Source organism: Sphingomonas sp. GM_Shp_2 (assembly GCF_026540875.1).
Taxonomy (GTDB): domain Bacteria; phylum Pseudomonadota; class Alphaproteobacteria; order Sphingomonadales; family Sphingomonadaceae; genus Sphingomonas; species Sphingomonas carotinifaciens.
Map to the genome: position 1 here is coordinate 76,103 of NZ_JALNUQ010000007.1, position 15,343 is coordinate 91,445.

Genomic DNA, 15,343 nt, shown 5'->3' on the forward strand with positions numbered 1-15,343 from the left:
GATGGCTCGTCCGCGGCAGCGGACCCTTACCCCTTCTCTTCGCGCCTTCGCACCTTCGCACCTTCGCGTGAACATCTTTTCGCGCCGAGGCGCGGAGAACGCAGAAGGGTTGCGCGCCCGAACACCCGTCGCCGCTTATCCGCAAGGACTAGTATTTGGCGACGCTCGCAACAGCCCGAGCGCAGGCCCAGCAGCGCAATCCCCGCGCCTCCGCGTCTCCGCGTGAAAAAAAGCCCTCGCTCCAACGAAGCGAGGGCTTCGATGATCAGGCCGCGCGGGCCTTCACGATCTTGCCCGGCTCACGCGGGGGCTCGCCCTTGGGCAGCGCGTCGATCAGCTCCATGCCGCTCGAAACCTGGCCCCACACCGTATACTGGCGGTCGAGGAAGCGCGCATCGTCGAAACAGATGAAGAATTGCGAGTTGGCCGAGTTCGGGTCGCTGGTCCGCGCCATCGAACAGGTGCCACGCACATGCGGCTCGGCATTGAATTCCTGCTTCAAATTGGGCTTGTCGGACCCGTGCATGCCCGTGCCGGTCGGATCACCGCCCTGCGCCATGAAGCCGGGGATCACGCGGTGAAACACGACACCGTCATAGAAACCCTCGTTCGCCAGCTCGCCGATGCGGCGGACATGCTCGGGCGCCAGGTCGGGGCGCAGCGTGATGACGACGTCGCCGTCGTCCAGCGTCAGGGTCAGCGTCTCAAAGGTATCGGCCATCAGTCTTCCTTCCTCTAGTGCCCGCGCAGGTAGGGATTCGTTCGCCCGCTGGCAAATCGCGTTGCACCGCGATAGAGCGCGAACGGCACGCGAAACATCAGGGAGGCAGCGATGAGCGACACCGAGCTTCCCGAGGTGGAGGGCGAAACCCAGCTGGACGAGGACGATCGGTTGAAGCCCGAATTCGTCCGCGCCGTGCTGGACGCGGTGGAGGACGGCAATGACGAGGGCGCCCGCGCGCTGGTCGAGCCGCTGCACCCCGCCGACATCGCCGACCTGTTCGAGCTGACGCCCGAGGAGGATCGCGGCACGCTGGCCCGCGCGGTCGCCGACCTCTTGAACGGCGACGTGTTCGCCGAGATGAACGATTATGTTCGCGAACAACTGATCCAGGCGCTGGAGCCGCATCAGGTCGCGGACATCGCCTCCGAACTCGATACCGACGACGCGGTCGCGATCATCGAGGACATGGATGCCGACGAGCAGCGCGCGGTGCTGCGCGCGCTCGACCCGGACGACCGTGCCGCGATCGAGGAGGCACTGTCCTACCCCGAGGAATCCGCCGGCCGCCTGATGCAGCGCGAGTTGATCGCGGTGCCCGAGCACTGGACGGTGGGCGACGCGATCGACTTTCTGCGCGGCCATGACGAGCTGACCACCGATTTCTGGGAAATTTTCGTGGTGGACGAACGGCACAAGCCGGTCGGCACCTGCCAGCTGTCCTGGATCCTGCGCACCCCCCGCGACATCGCGCTGGCCGATGTCATGAAGCGCGAACAGACGCTGATCCCGGTCGACATGGACCAGGAAGAGGTGGCGCTGCGCTTCCAGAAATATGCGCTGATCTCGGCCGCGGTGGTCGATGCCAGCGGCCGGCTGGTCGGCATGGTGACGGTGGACGACATCGTCCACATCATCCAGGAAGAGGCGGGCGAGGACACGCTGCTGCTGTCCGGTGCCGGCGAAGGCGACATTAACGAGCCGATCCGCTTCACCGTGCGCACCCGGCTGACCTGGCTGCTGATCAACCTCCCCACCGCGATGCTGGCCGCCACCGTGGTCGGGCTGTTCGACGACCGGATCGCGCGCTTTGCGGTGCTGGCGCAGTTGATGGGGATCGTCAGCGGCATGGGCGGCAATGCCGGCACGCAGACGCTGGCCGTGGTCGTCCGCGCGCTCGCCACCAACCAGCTGACCGGATCGAACACGCTCAGGATGATCGTGCGCGAACTGCGCATCGCCGCCAGCAACGGTACCGGGCTCGGCCTGCTGGTCGGCGCGGGCGCTTATCTGTGGTTCGGCAATCCCGGCCTTGCGATCGTCTTCGCGCTGGCCCTGTTCATCAACAACATCGTCGCCGGCCTGGTCGGCGTGCTGGTGCCGGTGACGCTGGACCGGTTCAATGTCGACCCGGCGGTGGCGTCGTCGGTCTTTGTCACCACCTGCACCGACTCGATGGGCTTCTTCACCTTTCTGGGGCTGGCGGCGCTGTGGGGTCTGGGCGGCTGACTTGTCGCGGGCGGGTTTCGCCCCCAAATCCAGCGGCGTGGCACTGCATCTGACCAAAGTCGCGTTTGGCGCGACCAGTATCGATCACCTTGCCGAACGACTGGCCCTGCGCGCCGCCGACGGCCCCGTCTTTCTCACCACCCGCTATCTGCCCAAGCGGCATGAGGAGGTGGCGGGACAGGGATCGCTGTTCTGGATCCTGAAACACCAGCTGATCGCCCGCTCGCCGATCCTGTCCTTCGGCGAGGCGGAAGGCGGTCGCTGCGCGATCCATATCGATCCCGCGCTGGTGCTGGTCCAGGCGCGCCCCAAGCGCGCACACCAGGGCTGGCGCTATCTGGAAGCCACCGACGCCCCCGGCGATCTCGGCGGCGACGCCAGCGGCGCGGACGTGCTGCCGCCCGCACTCCTCGGCAAGCTCGCCGAATTGGCGTTGATTTAGGGTATCAACTCACATCCGTTCGCCTCGAGTAGGGATCGAGCTTGTCGAGAGCCCGTATCGAGAGGTGCTTGCCCGAGGTGAAGGCCTCTCGATACGTCGTCTCGACACGCTCGACGACTACTCGAGACGAACGGGTAAGGATGATCGCCTGTCAGGTGCATTGAAGGTTCTGGAAACCCTACAGCTTCGGCCCGGACACCGCCTTGCGCGTCTTCTTGGGCGTATCGGCCAGCACCTTGGCGATGGCGGCGTTGCGCGGGTCCTGCGTGGCGTAATCGCGCGCCGACATGCCGGCGAGCAGATCGCCCTGGTCCGGATCGGCGCCCGCCGCCAGCAACTCGCGCACCATGGTGATGTCGCGGCGCTGCACCGCACGGATCAGCGGCGTCTCGCCCGCCGAATTGGCGATGTTGGCGTTGGCCTTGGCCGCCGCCAGGATGCCGATCATGTCGGTCTGCCCGGTGGTGACGACCAGCAGCAGCGGCGTGTTGCCGCGCCCGTCGCGCAAATTCGGGTCCGCGCCCTTTTGCAGCAGGAAGCGCAGATAGGTCTCGTCGCCCCGCTTGATGACGGTGTGCAGCGCCCCCTCGCCCGTGCTGGGATCGCGCGTGTTGATGATGTTGCTGCCGGGGCGGCCGAGCATCTCGGTCACCTCGTTGCCCTTGGCGTCCTTGACCGCCTGAAGGAACTTGTAGCTTTCGGACTGTTGTTGCGCACCGGCCGGTGCTGCAACGAGAACGCCCAGCAGCATGGCTGCCAGGAGGGAGCGGACGGACATGCGGAGATCCTTGGAATCCATGGCTTGCGATCCGGTGCCTAACACAGCAAGGCTGCGCGCGTCATGACCCTGTTGCGCCTCATGCCGCTGCTTCTCGCGCTGGCCGCGTGCAGCCCGTCCGGCCCCGATACCGCCGCCGCGCCGCCGCTGGCGGGTGCGAAGATCGGCGGCCCCTTTCGCCTGACCGGCGGCGACGGCGCGCCGGTGACCGACCGTTCGCTGGGCAAACGCTGGCGCGTCATGTATTTCGGCTACACCTTCTGCCCCGATGTCTGCCCCACCGACATGCAGGCGATCGGTGCCGGCCTGCGCCTGCTGGAGGCACGCGATCCGGCTAAGGCACGCGCGATCGTCCCCGTCTTCGTCACCATCGACCCCGCACGCGACACCGCCCCCGTGGTGAAGCGCTTCGCGGCGGCCTTCCACCCCCGCGCCATCGGCCTGACCGGCAGCGAGGCGGCGATCGCCGCCATGGCCAAATCCTACGGCGTCTATGCGGAGAAGGGCGAGGCGTCGCCCGGCGGCGGCTATCTCGTCAATCACGCGCGCACCACCTATCTGATGGATCCGAACAACCTGCCCATCGCGCTGATCCCTGCCGACGAGGGACCGGAGGCCGTGGCAAACGCGCTGGAGCGCTGGGTCCGATGACCGTGAAATTCTGGGAGCTGCCGATCGAGCAGCTCGACCGTGCCCAGTGGGAGGCACTGTGCGACGGCTGCGGCAAATGCTGCCTGCACAAGCTGGAGGACGAGGATACCGGCGAGCTGCTGCCGACCAACGTCGCCTGCCGCATGCTCGACCGGCGTACCGGCTTCTGTTCCGATTATCGCAACAGGCGCGCCTATGTGCCCGAATGCGTGCGGCTGACCATGCGCAACGTCCGCGATATCGACTGGCTGCCGCGCACCTGCGCCTATCGCCTGCGCGCCGCGAACGAGCCGCTGCCCGACTGGCATTACCTCGTCTCGGGCGACCGCGACGCGGTGCACCGCGCCGGCGAATCGGTACGCGGCTGGACGGTCAGCGAAGACGATGCCGGCGAGTTTGAGAATCACATCGTCGAACGCGACCTGTGAGGCCCCTCGCCCCTTCGGGGAGAGGGATATCGGTCCCGATATGATCGACCAGGTCATCCGCCACCCCACCGCGCGGCGGATCCGGCTGGTGATCGACCCCGCCACCGGCACCACCCGCCTCGTCATCCCCAGGCGCGCCGCGCTCAAACCAGCGCTCGCCTGGGCGCAGGGCAAGGGGGAATGGATCGCCGCGCAGCGCGCCGCCCTGCCCGCCCCGCGCCCCTTCGCGCCCGATGCGACCATCCCCTTCGGCGACACCGAACTCACCATCCGCTGGACCGAGGGGCGCAGCCGCCTGCTCCGGCGCGAGGGCGACGTGCTGCACGCCTCCGGCCCGGTCGACACGCTGCCCCGCCGCGTCGCCTTGTGGCTGCACCGCCAGGCGCTCGACTTGTTGACGCAGGAAACCGCCGAGTTCGCGGCAAAGGCCGGCGTCACCGTCACCCGCGTCGCGATCGGCGATGCCAAGGCCCGCTGGGGAAGCTGCGCCTCGCACGGTGCGATCCGCTATAGCTGGCGGCTGATCCTAGCGCCCGATTTCGTCCGCCGCGCGACGGTGGCGCACGAGGTGGCGCACCGCGTCCACATGAACCACGCGCCTGCCTTCCACGCCCTTGTCGCGGCCTTGCTGGGCGAGGACCCCGCGCCCGCCACCGCCTGGTTGCGGCGGCATGGCGCGGCGCTTCACTGGGTCGGCCGGTCGTCCTGATCGAAGCGCGGCGGCGCCAGCCCCTCGCGCGGCGCCGGGCGCGGGCGTGACGGTTCGCGCGGGCCATCGCGCCCGGTGACGCGGTCCAGCCAGTCCTGATCCAGCCGCTGCGGCGGTGCGGCCTGCACCGGCGGCCCGTCCTCGTCGCTGCCGCGGCGCACGTCCACCGGCGCCTGATCGTCGTCATAGCCGTCACCCGGCACCGCCGGGGCGATCGGATTGCCATCGGCATCCACCGCCGCCGTGCCGTTGTCGGGGGCGCCGAAATAGCTCTCCTCGTCCGGCTCCAGCTGCCATTCGGGGAGCGTCACCTGCGTCTCGAACTGCTCGATCGGCCGGCTGGCGGTCGCCACCTTCATATATTGCGCAAAGGCACGCGCCGGCGCGGTGCCGCCGTGCAGGCCGGCGACCGGTCGCGCATTGTCGCGTCCCATCCACACGCCCGTGGTCAGCCCGCTGGCGAAACCGACGAACCAGCCATCCTTCATGCTGCTCGTCGTGCCCGTCTTGCCCGCCACCGGCCGCCCGATCTGTGCCGCACGTCCCGTGCCGGTGTTGACCGCGGTCTGCAGCAGGTCGGTCATCTCGGCCGCGACATAAGGGGCGACCAGCACATGGCTGCGATCCACCTCGTGGCGATAGATTTCCTGCCCGTTGGTGGTCACGCGGGTGATGCCATAGGGGGCCACCGCCACGCCCTTGTTCGCCACCGAGGCAAAAGCGCGCGTCATGTCGATCAGGCGCACGTCCGACGTGCCCAGCACCATCGACGGATGCGTGTTGACCGGCGTGGTGATGCCGAAGCGGCGCGCCATGTCGGCCACCGTGGTGAAGCCGACCTCCTGGCCCAGCTTGGCCGCCACCGTGTTCAGCGAATAGGCAAAGGCGGTGCGAAGCGACACCTGCCCCGAATTGCGCCGCGAATCGTTGCGCGGGCTCCAACCGTCGATCGTCACCGGCTCGTCCACCACGGTATCCTCGGGCTTGTGGCCCGCCTCCAGCGCGGCAAGATAGACGAACAGCTTGAACGCGGAGCCCGGCTGGCGGACCGCCTGCGTCGCACGGTTGTAGTTGGTGGATACGTAATCCTTGCCGCCGACCATCGCGCGCACCGCGCCGTCACGGTCCAGGCTGACCAGCGCCCCTTGCGTACCGGCCGGCGCCTGCTGCCGGATCGCCGCATCGGCGGCGCGCTGCATCCCCAGGTCCAGCGTCGTCCACACCTCCAGCGGGGCCTGCGTCTCGTCGATCAGCGTATCGAGTTGCGGCAAGGCCCAATCGGTGAAGTAGCGGACGCTGTTCTGCTTGGGCTCGGGCGCCAGGTGCAGCGATTTCGGCTCGGCCTCCGCCGCTTCGGCCGCGGTGATGAAGCCGTTGCGCACCATCTGGTCGATCACCACGCCCGCGCGGCCCACCGCCGCCTCGGCATCGGCGGTCGGCGAATAGTTGGACGGCGCCTTGACCAGCCCGGCGATCACCGCCGCCTCCGACAGGCTCAGCGTGTCCGCGCCGTGGCCGAAGAATTTGCGGGAGGCCGCGTCGATGCCATACGCACCGCCGCCATAATAGACCTTGTTCAGGTAGAGTTCGAGGACCTGATCCTTGCTGAACTTGCGCTCCAGCGCCAGCGCCAGGATCCATTCGCGAAACTTGCGGCCGAACTTCTTCTGGTTGTTCAGGAAGATGTTGCGCGCAAGCTGTTGCGTGATCGTGGAGCCGCCCTGCACCCACCGGCCGCGTTCATACCGGACCATCACGGAGCGCACGATGCCGATCGGATCGACGCCGGGATGCTGACGGAAACGGCGATCCTCCACCGCCACGGTGGCATCGCGCATCACCGCGGGGATGCGGCCATAGGACAGCCATTCGCCGTAACTCGGCCCGAGCGATACGATCACCGTGCCGTCGGACGCATGGACGCGGATCATCTGGCCGTTGGGCGAGGATTTCAGCTCCTCGAAACTCGGCAGTTGCGACCGCGCGACATACACCGCGATCAGCAGCGCGCCGAGCGCCAGCACGGCCAGGCCGATCAGGATCTGGAGGGAAACGACGATCCGGCGCCGCCAGGGCGAACGGGGACGTGAGCGGGAAGAACGCGCGCGAGCCATGAAGGATGCGCGAAATACCCGGCTTCGCGCGCCATCACAAGCAAGCTTTGCGTGCGGCCTGCCGCTGCCTCCATGCGGTCCGGCGCACGATCACGCCACCCGCGTCGCCCGCGCGATCAGCCGCACCAGCGCCGGATGCGCCAGCCGGGGGAGCGCGCCGCGTGCCCACCCCTCCGCCAGCGCCCGGACGCCACCGGCGACCGCGATCGGCATCCCGATCCGCCGGGTGAACGCGCGCTGCCAGTCGGGCGCCGCGGCCGCGCCCCCGGCGATATAGCTTTGCGCCGCCGACACGCCGCTGGCGAGCGCGATCCCCATGCCTTCCCCGGCCAGCGACGGGATCACGCCGGCCTGATCCCCCAGCCGGAACAGCGCGGCCGGAGCCGCCCGCCAGCCATAGGGCACATTGGCCACTGCATCGACGTGCGACCCGCCCGCCATGAACGCCAGCCGCTCGGCCAGCCGCGGTACCTCCCGCCCCAGTTCGGCAAGCAGTGCCGCCGCGGTCCCCGCCGCGCGCAGGCGCGACCGGCGGACCGCCATGCACAGATTGGCGCTGCCATCCTCCTGCAAGACCAGCCCGGCATAGCCACGGTCGAACAGATGCAGTTCGATCGCGTCGTCCACCAGGGCGGACAGGCCCGGTGCCGCCGCCAGCCGCACGCGCAAGCCCAGCGCCGGGTCCTCGCCCGCATCGCCCCGCTCTGGCGTTCCGCGCAGGTCGTGCTTGCCGGTCGCCAGGAACAGCGCATCCGGCGACAGCACATCGCCCCCGGCCAGCCGCACGCCGTCCTGCTCCACCGCGCGCACGCTCACGCCGCGCTCGATCCGCGCGCCCACCGCCTCGGCCTGCGTCAACAGGATGGTGTCGAGCCGGTGGCGCGACAGGCCGATGGCGGGTTCCGGCAACGCCGCCTCGCTTACCGCGCGCGGCGTTATCATGCGCAACCGGGTGACCCGGTGGCCGCCCGGCTCCACGCCCAGCGCCCGCACCTGCGCCACCGTCCGCCAGCTCAGAAAGCCGCCGCACAGCGCATCGCCGATCACGCGCTGCCGCTCGACCAGCAGATGCGGCGTACCGGCACGCGCCAGCGTGATCGCCGCCGCCGCACCCGCCGGCCCGCCGCCGACGATCAGCGCCGGCGTGCGACGCATAACCGAAAGGGGAAGCGGCGCTCGATCTTCGCCGCGCTGATGTTCGCCGCCGCCAGCAAGTCGCGCCATTCGGCCGGGCGGAAGCTGCGCGCGATCGACAGGCGGCCGTCATGCCGCACGATCGGATGCCACCGTGCCGCCCGGGCGAGCAGCGGATAGCCGACATGGGCGAAGCGGTGCCGGTGCAGGTCGTTGACGAACCAGCCGACCCGCGCCTCCTGTTCCATGAAGCGCAAAAAGGCGATCAACTCCGCCTCGCTCATATGATGCGCGACCAGGCTGGAGGCGATCACGTCCCACTCCTGCCCCGCCAGCGTGGCATAGTCGCCGGTGCGGTAATCGATCGGCATGTCGCGCCCGGTCTGCGCCGCAGCGATGCCGGCACTGTTGGGATTGAGATCGATCCCGACCAGTTGCGCGACGATGCCCCGCGCCTTTGCCCAGCCTGCAATGCTGCGCAGCATATCGCCGTCGCCGAACCCGACATCGAGCAGCCGGAGCGTCGACCGCCCCCGCATCACCGAATCGAGAAACCGCAGCGTCGGCCGCCGCGCCATCGTCACCGTGTTCACCCGCGCCAGATCGTGCAGCACCGCGCGGTATGTGCCGGGGTCCAGGTCCTCGGCATCCATCAGCTCCGGACCGGGGGCGCGGGTGGCAAGGCTCACGCCGCGCTCCGGAAGCGCAGGCCCTCCGCCGCCAGGCCGGGTCCGAAGGCCAGCGCCAGCCCACGCTCGATCGGCGCCTCGCGCATCATCCGCGCCAGCACGAACATCAACGTCGCCGACGACATGTTCCCCTTCTCGCGCAGCACCGCCCGCGACGACGCCAGCGCTCCGGCATCCAGTGCCATCGCCCGCTCCACCGCATCCAGGATCGACCGCCCGCCGGCATGGACCGCCCATCCCTCGATCGGTCCGCCATCACCCGACAGCGCGGCCCGCGTCTCCGCCGCGCCCAGCGCCTCCGCCAGCCGCCCCGGCACCTCGCCCGACAGGTGCATGGCAAAGCCGCGGTCGGTGATGTCCCAGCGGATCAGCTCGGCGCTTTCCGGCAGGGCGAGCGACACCCCCGCCTCCAGTTCCAGCCCGCCCGGCTCGCCCGTCACCAGCGCCGCCGCCGCACCGTCGCCGAACTGCAACTGGCCCATCAGCGCGCCCACCTCCGGCGTCGCCTGCAGATGCAGCGTGCACAGCTCCACGGTGATGACCAGCACCCGCGCCTGCGGCTCCGACCGCACGATATGCCGTGCGGTGCGCAGCGCCGTCACCGCGGCGTAACAGCCCATGAACCCGATCAGCAGCCGCTCGACCGAGGGCGACAGGCCAAGCCGCCGCGCCAGGATCTGGTCGATCCCCGGCGCCACGAAGCCGGTGCAGCTTGCGACCACCAGATGGGTGATGCCGCCCAGATCGGCCTGCGCGGCGCACGCCGCCACGGCGGCGGCGGCAAGCTGCGGTGCGGCCTCGGCATAGATGGCCATGCGCGCGGCCGTGCCGGGGAGTGGCGCCTTGTCGTAGAAGCCGCCATCGCCGATCTGCGGCCCGCCATCCGGGCGCGGCGGCAGCACGGAGAAGCGATGCTCGATCCCGGCACGCGCCGCCATCCGCGCAAAGATGCGCGCCTCGCGGGGGTCCAGCAGGTCGGTCGCCCAGTCGCAATACATGGCATGGACATCATGGCCCGGCACCGCGGTGCCGATGGCGTGGCAATAGGCAGTCACGAAGATCCTTACGCCGTGGAGACCCTTGAAACGCACGACCGCCGCGCGAGTGCCTTGCGTTCAGATGTGTTCCACCGGGTCCGATCGCGAAAGTGCGCCGTCGCGTTCCGCCAGATGGTCGCCCCCTACCGCATAGCGCCCCTCGACCAGCGCCATCGCCTGCCCGACATGCGCGGCGATGTGGAAATCCCCGGCATCCTCCAACAGCATGCAGGCCTGTTGCAGGAGCGCATATACGCGCTGAGCATCCATGACGTCGCCCTTCCCCAAGTTAACCTTGATCAAACATAATGCAGCGCCAATGTCCATGCGCTCATATATGTTACGCAGGCCCCGTCCCGGCCGGCGCGATCACCCATGTGGGCGAGGGAACCAAAAGATTGTTTGGGACATCATGCCATTGTAGATAACGTAATAAGATCAATAACAAACTACCGCCATTTCGGCGGGCATGTGGGAGCATGCTGGAGGTGTCAGGGGTGAGCAACGAAGCGGCTATCGGGCTGGTCAACGAACTGGCGACGCGCTTGTCCGGCATTGTCGAGGAATTCGGGCGTCGCACCGACTCGCTGGTGGCGGCCTCGCGCGAGACGGACGGGCCGGATGAGGAAACGCTGATTCGCATCGCCGGCCGGTTGATCGACCAGCGCAAGCGACGACGCAATTTCCTGCCCGACGAACTGTTCCACGAACCGGCCTGGGACATGCTGCTGTCGCTCTTCGTCGCCTATCGCCGACGCCAGACCCTGAACATCAAGTCGCTGGTATCCACCGCCGACGCCCCCGTCACCACCTCGCAGCGCTGGATCGAGCATCTCGACAAGTTGGGCCTCATCACCCGCGTGATCGATCCCGCCGACCGCCGCCGTATCGAGGTGTCGTTGAACGAAACCGGCCACGCCGCGATGACGCGCTATCTGGAGGATGTCGCGCGGCGGCAATGATGCCGCCGACACTGGCCTGCATTCCCTGCAGGCCGGTTCATCATCTGGATGGGAAGATGGTGCGGTCGAGAAGACTCGAACTTCCACGGCCTTTCGGCCACAACGACCTCAACGTTGCGCGTCTACCAATTCCGCCACGACCGCACACTTGATCCACCGGGCTGGCCGGTGGCTGGTAGGCCGGTGCCCCTAGCAGAGGCTTTTGCGTCCTGCAACACGCTTCGCGTGCAAACTGTTCATTCCCCGGCGAAGCTGAGTTCCAGCCGCTTGGAATTGGGCGGCACGTCCAGCTTGGCCGAATTGAAGTCGATCGCCGCGCCCGGGCCCAGCGTGCGCTGCTGCGGGGTGATCGTCCAGTTGAACACCACCCGCCCCTGCGCATCCTTCAGCTCGGCACGGATGTCGGGCACGCGCTGCCGGTCGCTCGACGGGTTGGTGATCTGGCCGCTGACCGCGAACAGCTCCGATCCATTGGCCAGTTCGCGCCGCTCGATCGGATTGTCGCGCAGCCGCAGCGGCGATTCGGTCGTCCCCAACCCCAGGCTGGCGCCGATCCCCGGCGCACCCAGCCACAGGATCGCGATCACCCCCACCAGCATCAACAGCCCGGCCGCCACCGCGCCGATCGTCCAGCGGCGCGCATTGTTGCGGCGCTGGCGGAACGGCGGCTGGTGCGCAAAGGCGTCGAAGGTCTCGGTGGCGGGCGCTTCCACCACCGGCGGTGGCGGGGGGGCTGCGGACACGAAGCTGGGCAGGGGCGGCATCGCCGCGGCACCCGCGCCATCCGATTCGCTCAGGTCCCGGTCCGCCGGCTTGTCCAGCGACACCACCGGCTCCGGCAGCGGTTCGAGCGGCAATTCCGGCGGCGACTGGAACCAGCTGTGCCGGCAATTGGCGCAGCGCACCGTGCGCCCGTCATGCCCAATCGCGCTGTCGGGCACCAGATAGCGGGTGCGGCACTCGGGGCATTCCAGGATCATGCGGGTTGGCGCTTCACGAAGGGGCCCGGATAACGTCGGGCCTTTGAACCGATCCTCAGTAAGCACGCCGCTCGGTCATGTGGCAAGCTTGAAGCGTCGGCCCGCTCATGCCAAGGCCGGATCGACGGCATGACACGAGCGATCGCGACCCTTTGAGCGCCATGGCGAACATCGTCCAGTTCGAGAATGTCGGACTGCGCTACGGCGCGGGCGAGGAAACGCTGGCCGATCTCAGCTTCACGCTGCGCGCCGGCAGCTTCTATTTCCTGACCGGGGCCAGCGGCGCCGGCAAGACCTCGCTGCTGCGCCTCCTCTACCTCGCCCAGCGCCCCAGCCGCGGCATCATCCGCCTGTTCGGCGAGGATGCGGTCATCATGCCGCGCGAGCGCCTGCCCGGTTTCCGCCGCCGCATCGGCGTGGTGTTCCAGGACTTCCGACTGGTCCCGCACCTCAGCGCCGCCGACAACATCGCGCTTCCTTTACGCGTCGCGGGCATGTCGGAGGCGAGCATCGCCCAGCCGGTGCGCGAGATGCTGGCCTGGATCGGCCTGTCGGAACGCGCCCAGTCCCGCCCCGCCACGCTGTCGGGCGGTGAGCAGCAGCGCGTCGCCATCGCCCGCGCGGTGATCGCCCGTCCCGAGATACTGGTGGCGGACGAGCCGACCGGCAATGTCGACCCGGCCATGGCGGAACGCCTGCTCCACCTGTTCGATTCGCTGCACAAGCTGGGCACCACCGTCGTCGTCGCCACCCACGACCTGCACCTGATGAACCGCCTGCCCTCGGCCCAGATGATGCGGCTGGAGGGCGGCCGGCTGCTCGATCCCACCGGCGCGCTGCGCCATCCCCCCGTGCGCATCGACGGGGAGGACGGCGGATGAGCGGGGCGGGCACCGAACGGCGGGTGCTGGACGAGGCACCCGGCATCCGGGCGATGACCTGGGTGATGGCGATCATGCTGTTCCTGACGCTGCTCGCCGCCGCCGGCGGCCTGGGCACCGCCCGCGCCGCGCGCGCGCTCGACCGCCAGCTGGCCGGCCGGCTGACCGTGCAGGTGGTGGAGGGCGAGCCGACCCGGCGCGAGGCGACTACCCGCCGCGTGCTCGCCGCGCTCGGCGACCGCGAGGAGGTGGTGCGCACCGTACGCGTGCCGCAGGCGGAACTCGCCGCCATGCTGAAGCCGTGGCTGGGTGCCGATGCCGCCGATGCCGGCCTGCCCGTGCCCGCCCTGATCGATGTCGATCTGGTCGATACCGATCCCGCCACGGTCGCGCGCGTCGCGACTGTCGTGCGCGCCGTGTCCCCCGCCACCGTTCAGGTCGAGGAACACGCCACCTGGATGACGCCGGTCAGCGGTTTCCTGTCGTCGATGACATGGCTGGCCGGGCTGGTCGTCCTGCTGATGATGGCGGCGACGGGCGCGGTGGTGATGCTGGCCGCCCGCGCCGGACTGGAGGCGCATCGCACCACCATCGGCGTCATGCACATATTGGGATCGACCGACGTGCAGATCGCCCGGCTGTTCCAGCGCCGGATCGCGATCGATGCCGGGATCGGCAGCGCGGCGGGCGGGCTGGGCGCCCTTGCCGTCATCCTGCTGATCGGCGGGCAGATGGCGGCGCTCGGCTCCGAACTGCTCGGCTCGGTGACGCTTGGTCCCGCCCAATGGCTGGTGCTGGCGCTGCTGCCCTTCGGCTTCGTGGCGCTTGCCACGTTCGCGGCGCGGGTCGCGGTGCTCGCCCAGTTGCGGCGCACGCTGTGATCGCCCGGTTCCTCGGGCTGATCGGCATCGGCTGGTGCCTGGGGTTCGCCGCGTTCATGCTGATGCTGCCCCCCCCGCTGGAGGGCAACACCACCGACGCGATCGTCGTGCCGACCGGCGGCCCCGGCCGCATCGATCGCGGCATCGCGCTGCTGCGCGAGGGTCAGGCGCGGCGGATGCTGGTGACGGGCGTCGCCCCCGGCGTCCGCCCGATCGATCTGGCCCGCACCTACAAGACGCCGCGCGCACTGTTCACCTGCTGCATCGATCTCGGCACCGATGCCGTCGATACCCGCTCGAATGCGGAGGAAACCGTGCGCTGGGTGCGCTCGCATCATTATGCCAGCATCCGGCTCGTCACCGCCGACTGGCACCTGCCGCGCGCGAAGATGGAGCTGATCGCAGCTCTCGGCCCCGGTGTCGTGGTGCTGGGCGACGGCGTGCCGACCAGCGACCCGCGGCTGGCGACCTTGGTCAACGAATACAACAAGCTGATCCTGCGCCGGATCGCATTATGGGTGGGGTTCGGGTCGTGATCGCGTTGCGCAATCTGGTGTTCGCCTGCATCTTCTATCCGGTGTCGCTGTTCTTTGCGGCCTCCGCCCCCATCGCCGCCTTTATCGGGCAATCCGCGATGATCGACCACGCGACGCGCTGGACCCGGTTCCACAACTGGGCGACGCGCGTGCTGCTCGGCATCACCATCCGGGTGGAGGGCACGCGCCCCGCCGGCCCCGCCCTCTATCCCGCCAAGCACCAGGCGATGTTCGAGACGCTGGCCTTGCAGGCCCTGCTCGATGGCCCCGCGATCGTGCTGAAACAGGAACTGGCCGATCTGCCGATCTGGGGCTGGGCGGCGCGGCGCTACGGCGCGATCGTGGTCGATCGCGACGCGTCGGCCCGTGCCCTTCGCGGCATGATGCGCGATGCCGCCGCCGCCGTGGCGGTGGGCCGCGCCATCCTGATCTTTCCGGAGGGTACGCGCGTTGCGCCGGGCGCGCAGCCGCCGCTGAAACCCGGCTTTGCCGGCCTGTACCGCATGCTGAAGCTGCCCGTCGTCCCCGTCGCCACCGACAGCGGCGTGGTCTGGCCGCGCAAGGGTCTGAAGCGCCCCGGCGTCATCACGCTGCGCTTCGGCGAGGTCATCCCCCCCGGCCTCGACCGCGCCGAGATCGAGGCCCGCGTCCACGCCGCGATCAACGTGCTGGATTAAGCATTTCCTTTGCAATGCGCTTCAGCCGACCACGCGCTACTGCACCGTCGCAAATCGCTATTTCTTGCGGCTCTCGAACCGGAACGGGTTGCTCAATAGCAGCGGATCATCCAATTTCCGGCATATCGATAAGCCCAATGGCGAGGAAGGATTTTGCGTAAGCCTTGGTACGGAATTGCTTTCGCGTCAGTCGTTGCACTGACTGGCTGTGCAA

At 68.9% G+C, this 15,343-nt stretch carries 18 protein-coding genes and 1 tRNA gene; 10 read left to right on the forward strand and 9 right to left on the reverse strand.

What is annotated here, in order from left to right; genetic code table 11:
* Nucleotides 1-265: 265 nt before the first annotated feature.
* On the reverse strand, nucleotides 266-721 hold the full coding sequence (locus tag OXR08_RS04275) for a peptidylprolyl isomerase (RefSeq protein ID WP_112383759.1): 456 nt from the start codon (nucleotides 719-721) through the stop codon (nucleotides 266-268).
* A gap of 111 nt (nucleotides 722-832) precedes the next feature.
* On the opposite strand from OXR08_RS04275, the gene mgtE reads away from it, so the two are divergent.
* Both mgtE and OXR08_RS04285 read left to right on the forward strand, forming a co-directional pair.
* Nucleotides 833-2,230: a magnesium transporter gene (gene mgtE, locus OXR08_RS04280; protein ID WP_112383760.1), complete on the forward strand. Its 1,398-nt coding sequence runs from the start codon at nucleotides 833-835 to the stop codon at nucleotides 2,228-2,230.
* A 37-nt stretch (nucleotides 2,231-2,267) separates the two neighbouring features.
* Nucleotides 2,268-2,672 carry a DUF1489 domain-containing protein gene (locus OXR08_RS04285; protein ID WP_240313643.1) on the forward strand — a complete coding sequence of 135 codons (405 nt, stop codon included), beginning with the start codon at nucleotides 2,268-2,270 and terminating at the stop codon, nucleotides 2,670-2,672.
* Nucleotides 2,673-2,850: 178 nt separating this feature from the next.
* Here OXR08_RS04285 and OXR08_RS04290 read toward each other — a convergent pair whose 3' ends face one another.
* On the reverse strand, nucleotides 2,851-3,450 hold the full coding sequence (locus OXR08_RS04290; protein ID WP_112383799.1) for an ankyrin repeat domain-containing protein: 600 nt from the start codon (nucleotides 3,448-3,450) through the stop codon (nucleotides 2,851-2,853).
* A gap of 63 nt (nucleotides 3,451-3,513) precedes the next feature.
* Between OXR08_RS04290 and OXR08_RS04295 the strand changes: the two genes are divergently transcribed.
* From OXR08_RS04295 to OXR08_RS04305, 3 genes are read left to right on the forward strand one after another with little or no spacing between them, the layout of a single operon-like run.
* The gene (locus tag OXR08_RS04295) at nucleotides 3,514-4,101 is read left to right on the forward strand and encodes an SCO family protein (protein ID WP_267347953.1); all 588 of its coding nucleotides are present in this window, start codon (nucleotides 3,514-3,516) and stop codon (nucleotides 4,099-4,101) included.
* Entirely contained in the window at nucleotides 4,098-4,529 is a 432-nt protein-coding gene (locus OXR08_RS04300) for a YcgN family cysteine cluster protein (protein WP_149682677.1), read from the forward strand. Before OXR08_RS04295 ends, OXR08_RS04300 begins: the two co-directional genes overlap by 4 nt.
* A 40-nt stretch (nucleotides 4,530-4,569) precedes the next feature.
* Nucleotides 4,570-5,238, forward strand: coding sequence for a YgjP-like metallopeptidase domain-containing protein (locus OXR08_RS04305; protein WP_267347956.1), 669 nt, complete (start codon nucleotides 4,570-4,572; stop codon nucleotides 5,236-5,238).
* On the opposite strand, the gene OXR08_RS04310 is transcribed toward OXR08_RS04305, so the two are convergent.
* From OXR08_RS04310 to OXR08_RS04330, 5 genes are all read right to left on the reverse strand, one after another.
* Nucleotides 5,214-7,352 carry a PBP1A family penicillin-binding protein gene (locus OXR08_RS04310; protein WP_267347960.1) on the reverse strand — a complete coding sequence of 713 codons (2,139 nt, stop codon included), beginning with the start codon at nucleotides 7,350-7,352 and terminating at the stop codon, nucleotides 5,214-5,216. The two genes, OXR08_RS04305 and OXR08_RS04310, sit on opposite strands and share 25 nt — an antisense overlap.
* A 90-nt stretch (nucleotides 7,353-7,442) precedes the next feature.
* Complete coding sequence (locus OXR08_RS04315; RefSeq protein ID WP_267347962.1) at nucleotides 7,443-8,507, reverse strand: FAD-dependent monooxygenase; 1,065 nt, start codon at nucleotides 8,505-8,507, stop codon at nucleotides 7,443-7,445.
* The gene (locus OXR08_RS04320) at nucleotides 8,486-9,175 is read right to left on the reverse strand and encodes a methyltransferase domain-containing protein (RefSeq protein WP_267347964.1); all 690 of its coding nucleotides are present in this window, start codon (nucleotides 9,173-9,175) and stop codon (nucleotides 8,486-8,488) included. Before OXR08_RS04320 ends, OXR08_RS04315 begins: the two co-directional genes overlap by 22 nt.
* The gene (locus OXR08_RS04325) at nucleotides 9,172-10,236 is read right to left on the reverse strand and encodes a type III polyketide synthase (protein WP_267348027.1); all 1,065 of its coding nucleotides are present in this window, start codon (nucleotides 10,234-10,236) and stop codon (nucleotides 9,172-9,174) included. The genes OXR08_RS04320 and OXR08_RS04325 overlap by 4 nt, the downstream gene beginning before the upstream one ends.
* Nucleotides 10,237-10,290: 54 nt before the next feature.
* Nucleotides 10,291-10,482 (reverse strand): hypothetical protein, encoded by a 192-nt coding sequence (locus tag OXR08_RS04330; RefSeq protein ID WP_112383768.1) that lies wholly within the window; start codon nucleotides 10,480-10,482, stop codon nucleotides 10,291-10,293.
* 227 nt (nucleotides 10,483-10,709) lie between these two features.
* On the opposite strand from OXR08_RS04330, the gene OXR08_RS04335 reads away from it, so the two are divergent.
* A complete protein-coding gene (locus tag OXR08_RS04335) occupies nucleotides 10,710-11,174 on the forward strand; it encodes a MarR family winged helix-turn-helix transcriptional regulator (protein WP_112383801.1) in 465 nt (154 codons plus the stop codon).
* A gap of 57 nt (nucleotides 11,175-11,231) precedes the next feature.
* Here the strand turns inward: OXR08_RS04335 and OXR08_RS04340 are convergent.
* Nucleotides 11,232-11,318: transfer RNA gene (locus tag OXR08_RS04340), tRNA-Leu, on the reverse strand.
* 92 nt (nucleotides 11,319-11,410) lie between these two features.
* Entirely contained in the window at nucleotides 11,411-12,154 is a 744-nt protein-coding gene (locus OXR08_RS04345; RefSeq protein WP_267347973.1) for a zinc-ribbon domain-containing protein, read from the reverse strand.
* Nucleotides 12,155-12,315: 161 nt separating this feature from the next.
* Between OXR08_RS04345 and ftsE the strand changes: the two genes are divergently transcribed.
* From ftsE to OXR08_RS04365, 4 genes are read left to right on the forward strand one after another with little or no spacing between them, the layout of a single operon-like run.
* On the forward strand, nucleotides 12,316-13,035 hold the full coding sequence (gene ftsE / locus OXR08_RS04350; protein WP_112383770.1) for a cell division ATP-binding protein FtsE: 720 nt from the start codon (nucleotides 12,316-12,318) through the stop codon (nucleotides 13,033-13,035).
* Nucleotides 13,032-13,916, forward strand: coding sequence for an FtsX-like permease family protein (locus OXR08_RS04355; protein ID WP_112383771.1), 885 nt, complete (start codon nucleotides 13,032-13,034; stop codon nucleotides 13,914-13,916). Before ftsE ends, OXR08_RS04355 begins: the two co-directional genes overlap by 4 nt.
* Nucleotides 13,913-14,452, forward strand: coding sequence for a YdcF family protein (locus tag OXR08_RS04360; RefSeq protein WP_112383772.1), 540 nt, complete (start codon nucleotides 13,913-13,915; stop codon nucleotides 14,450-14,452). Before OXR08_RS04355 ends, OXR08_RS04360 begins: the two co-directional genes overlap by 4 nt.
* A complete protein-coding gene (locus OXR08_RS04365) occupies nucleotides 14,449-15,129 on the forward strand; it encodes a lysophospholipid acyltransferase family protein (protein ID WP_267348029.1) in 681 nt (226 codons plus the stop codon). Before OXR08_RS04360 ends, OXR08_RS04365 begins: the two co-directional genes overlap by 4 nt.
* Nucleotides 15,130-15,343 lie beyond the last annotated feature (214 nt).

Excerpts from the sequence above, each read along its gene's own strand:
- OXR08_RS04315 (WP_267347962.1), bottom strand. The coding sequence starts at position 8,507 with ATGCGTCGCACGCCGGCGCTGATCGTCGGCGGCGGGCCGGCGGGTGCG.
- OXR08_RS04345 (WP_267347973.1), bottom strand. The coding sequence starts at position 12,154 with ATGATCCTGGAATGCCCCGAGTGCCGCACCCGCTATCTGGTGCCCGAC.
- OXR08_RS04300 (WP_149682677.1), top strand. The coding sequence starts at position 4,098 with ATGACCGTGAAATTCTGGGAGCTGCCGATCGAGCAGCTCGACCGTGCC.
- ftsE (WP_112383770.1), top strand. The coding sequence starts at position 12,316 with ATGGCGAACATCGTCCAGTTCGAGAATGTCGGACTGCGCTACGGCGCG.
- OXR08_RS04310 (WP_267347960.1), bottom strand. The coding sequence starts at position 7,352 with ATGGCTCGCGCGCGTTCTTCCCGCTCACGTCCCCGTTCGCCCTGGCGG.
- OXR08_RS04330 (WP_112383768.1), bottom strand. The coding sequence starts at position 10,482 with ATGGATGCTCAGCGCGTATATGCGCTCCTGCAACAGGCCTGCATGCTG.
- OXR08_RS04355 (WP_112383771.1), top strand. The coding sequence starts at position 13,032 with ATGAGCGGGGCGGGCACCGAACGGCGGGTGCTGGACGAGGCACCCGGC.
- mgtE (WP_112383760.1), top strand. The coding sequence starts at position 833 with ATGAGCGACACCGAGCTTCCCGAGGTGGAGGGCGAAACCCAGCTGGAC.
- OXR08_RS04275 (WP_112383759.1), bottom strand. The coding sequence starts at position 721 with ATGGCCGATACCTTTGAGACGCTGACCCTGACGCTGGACGACGGCGAC.
- OXR08_RS04295 (WP_267347953.1), top strand. The coding sequence starts at position 3,514 with ATGACCCTGTTGCGCCTCATGCCGCTGCTTCTCGCGCTGGCCGCGTGC.
- OXR08_RS04290 (WP_112383799.1), bottom strand. The coding sequence starts at position 3,450 with ATGTCCGTCCGCTCCCTCCTGGCAGCCATGCTGCTGGGCGTTCTCGTT.
- OXR08_RS04305 (WP_267347956.1), top strand. The coding sequence starts at position 4,570 with ATGATCGACCAGGTCATCCGCCACCCCACCGCGCGGCGGATCCGGCTG.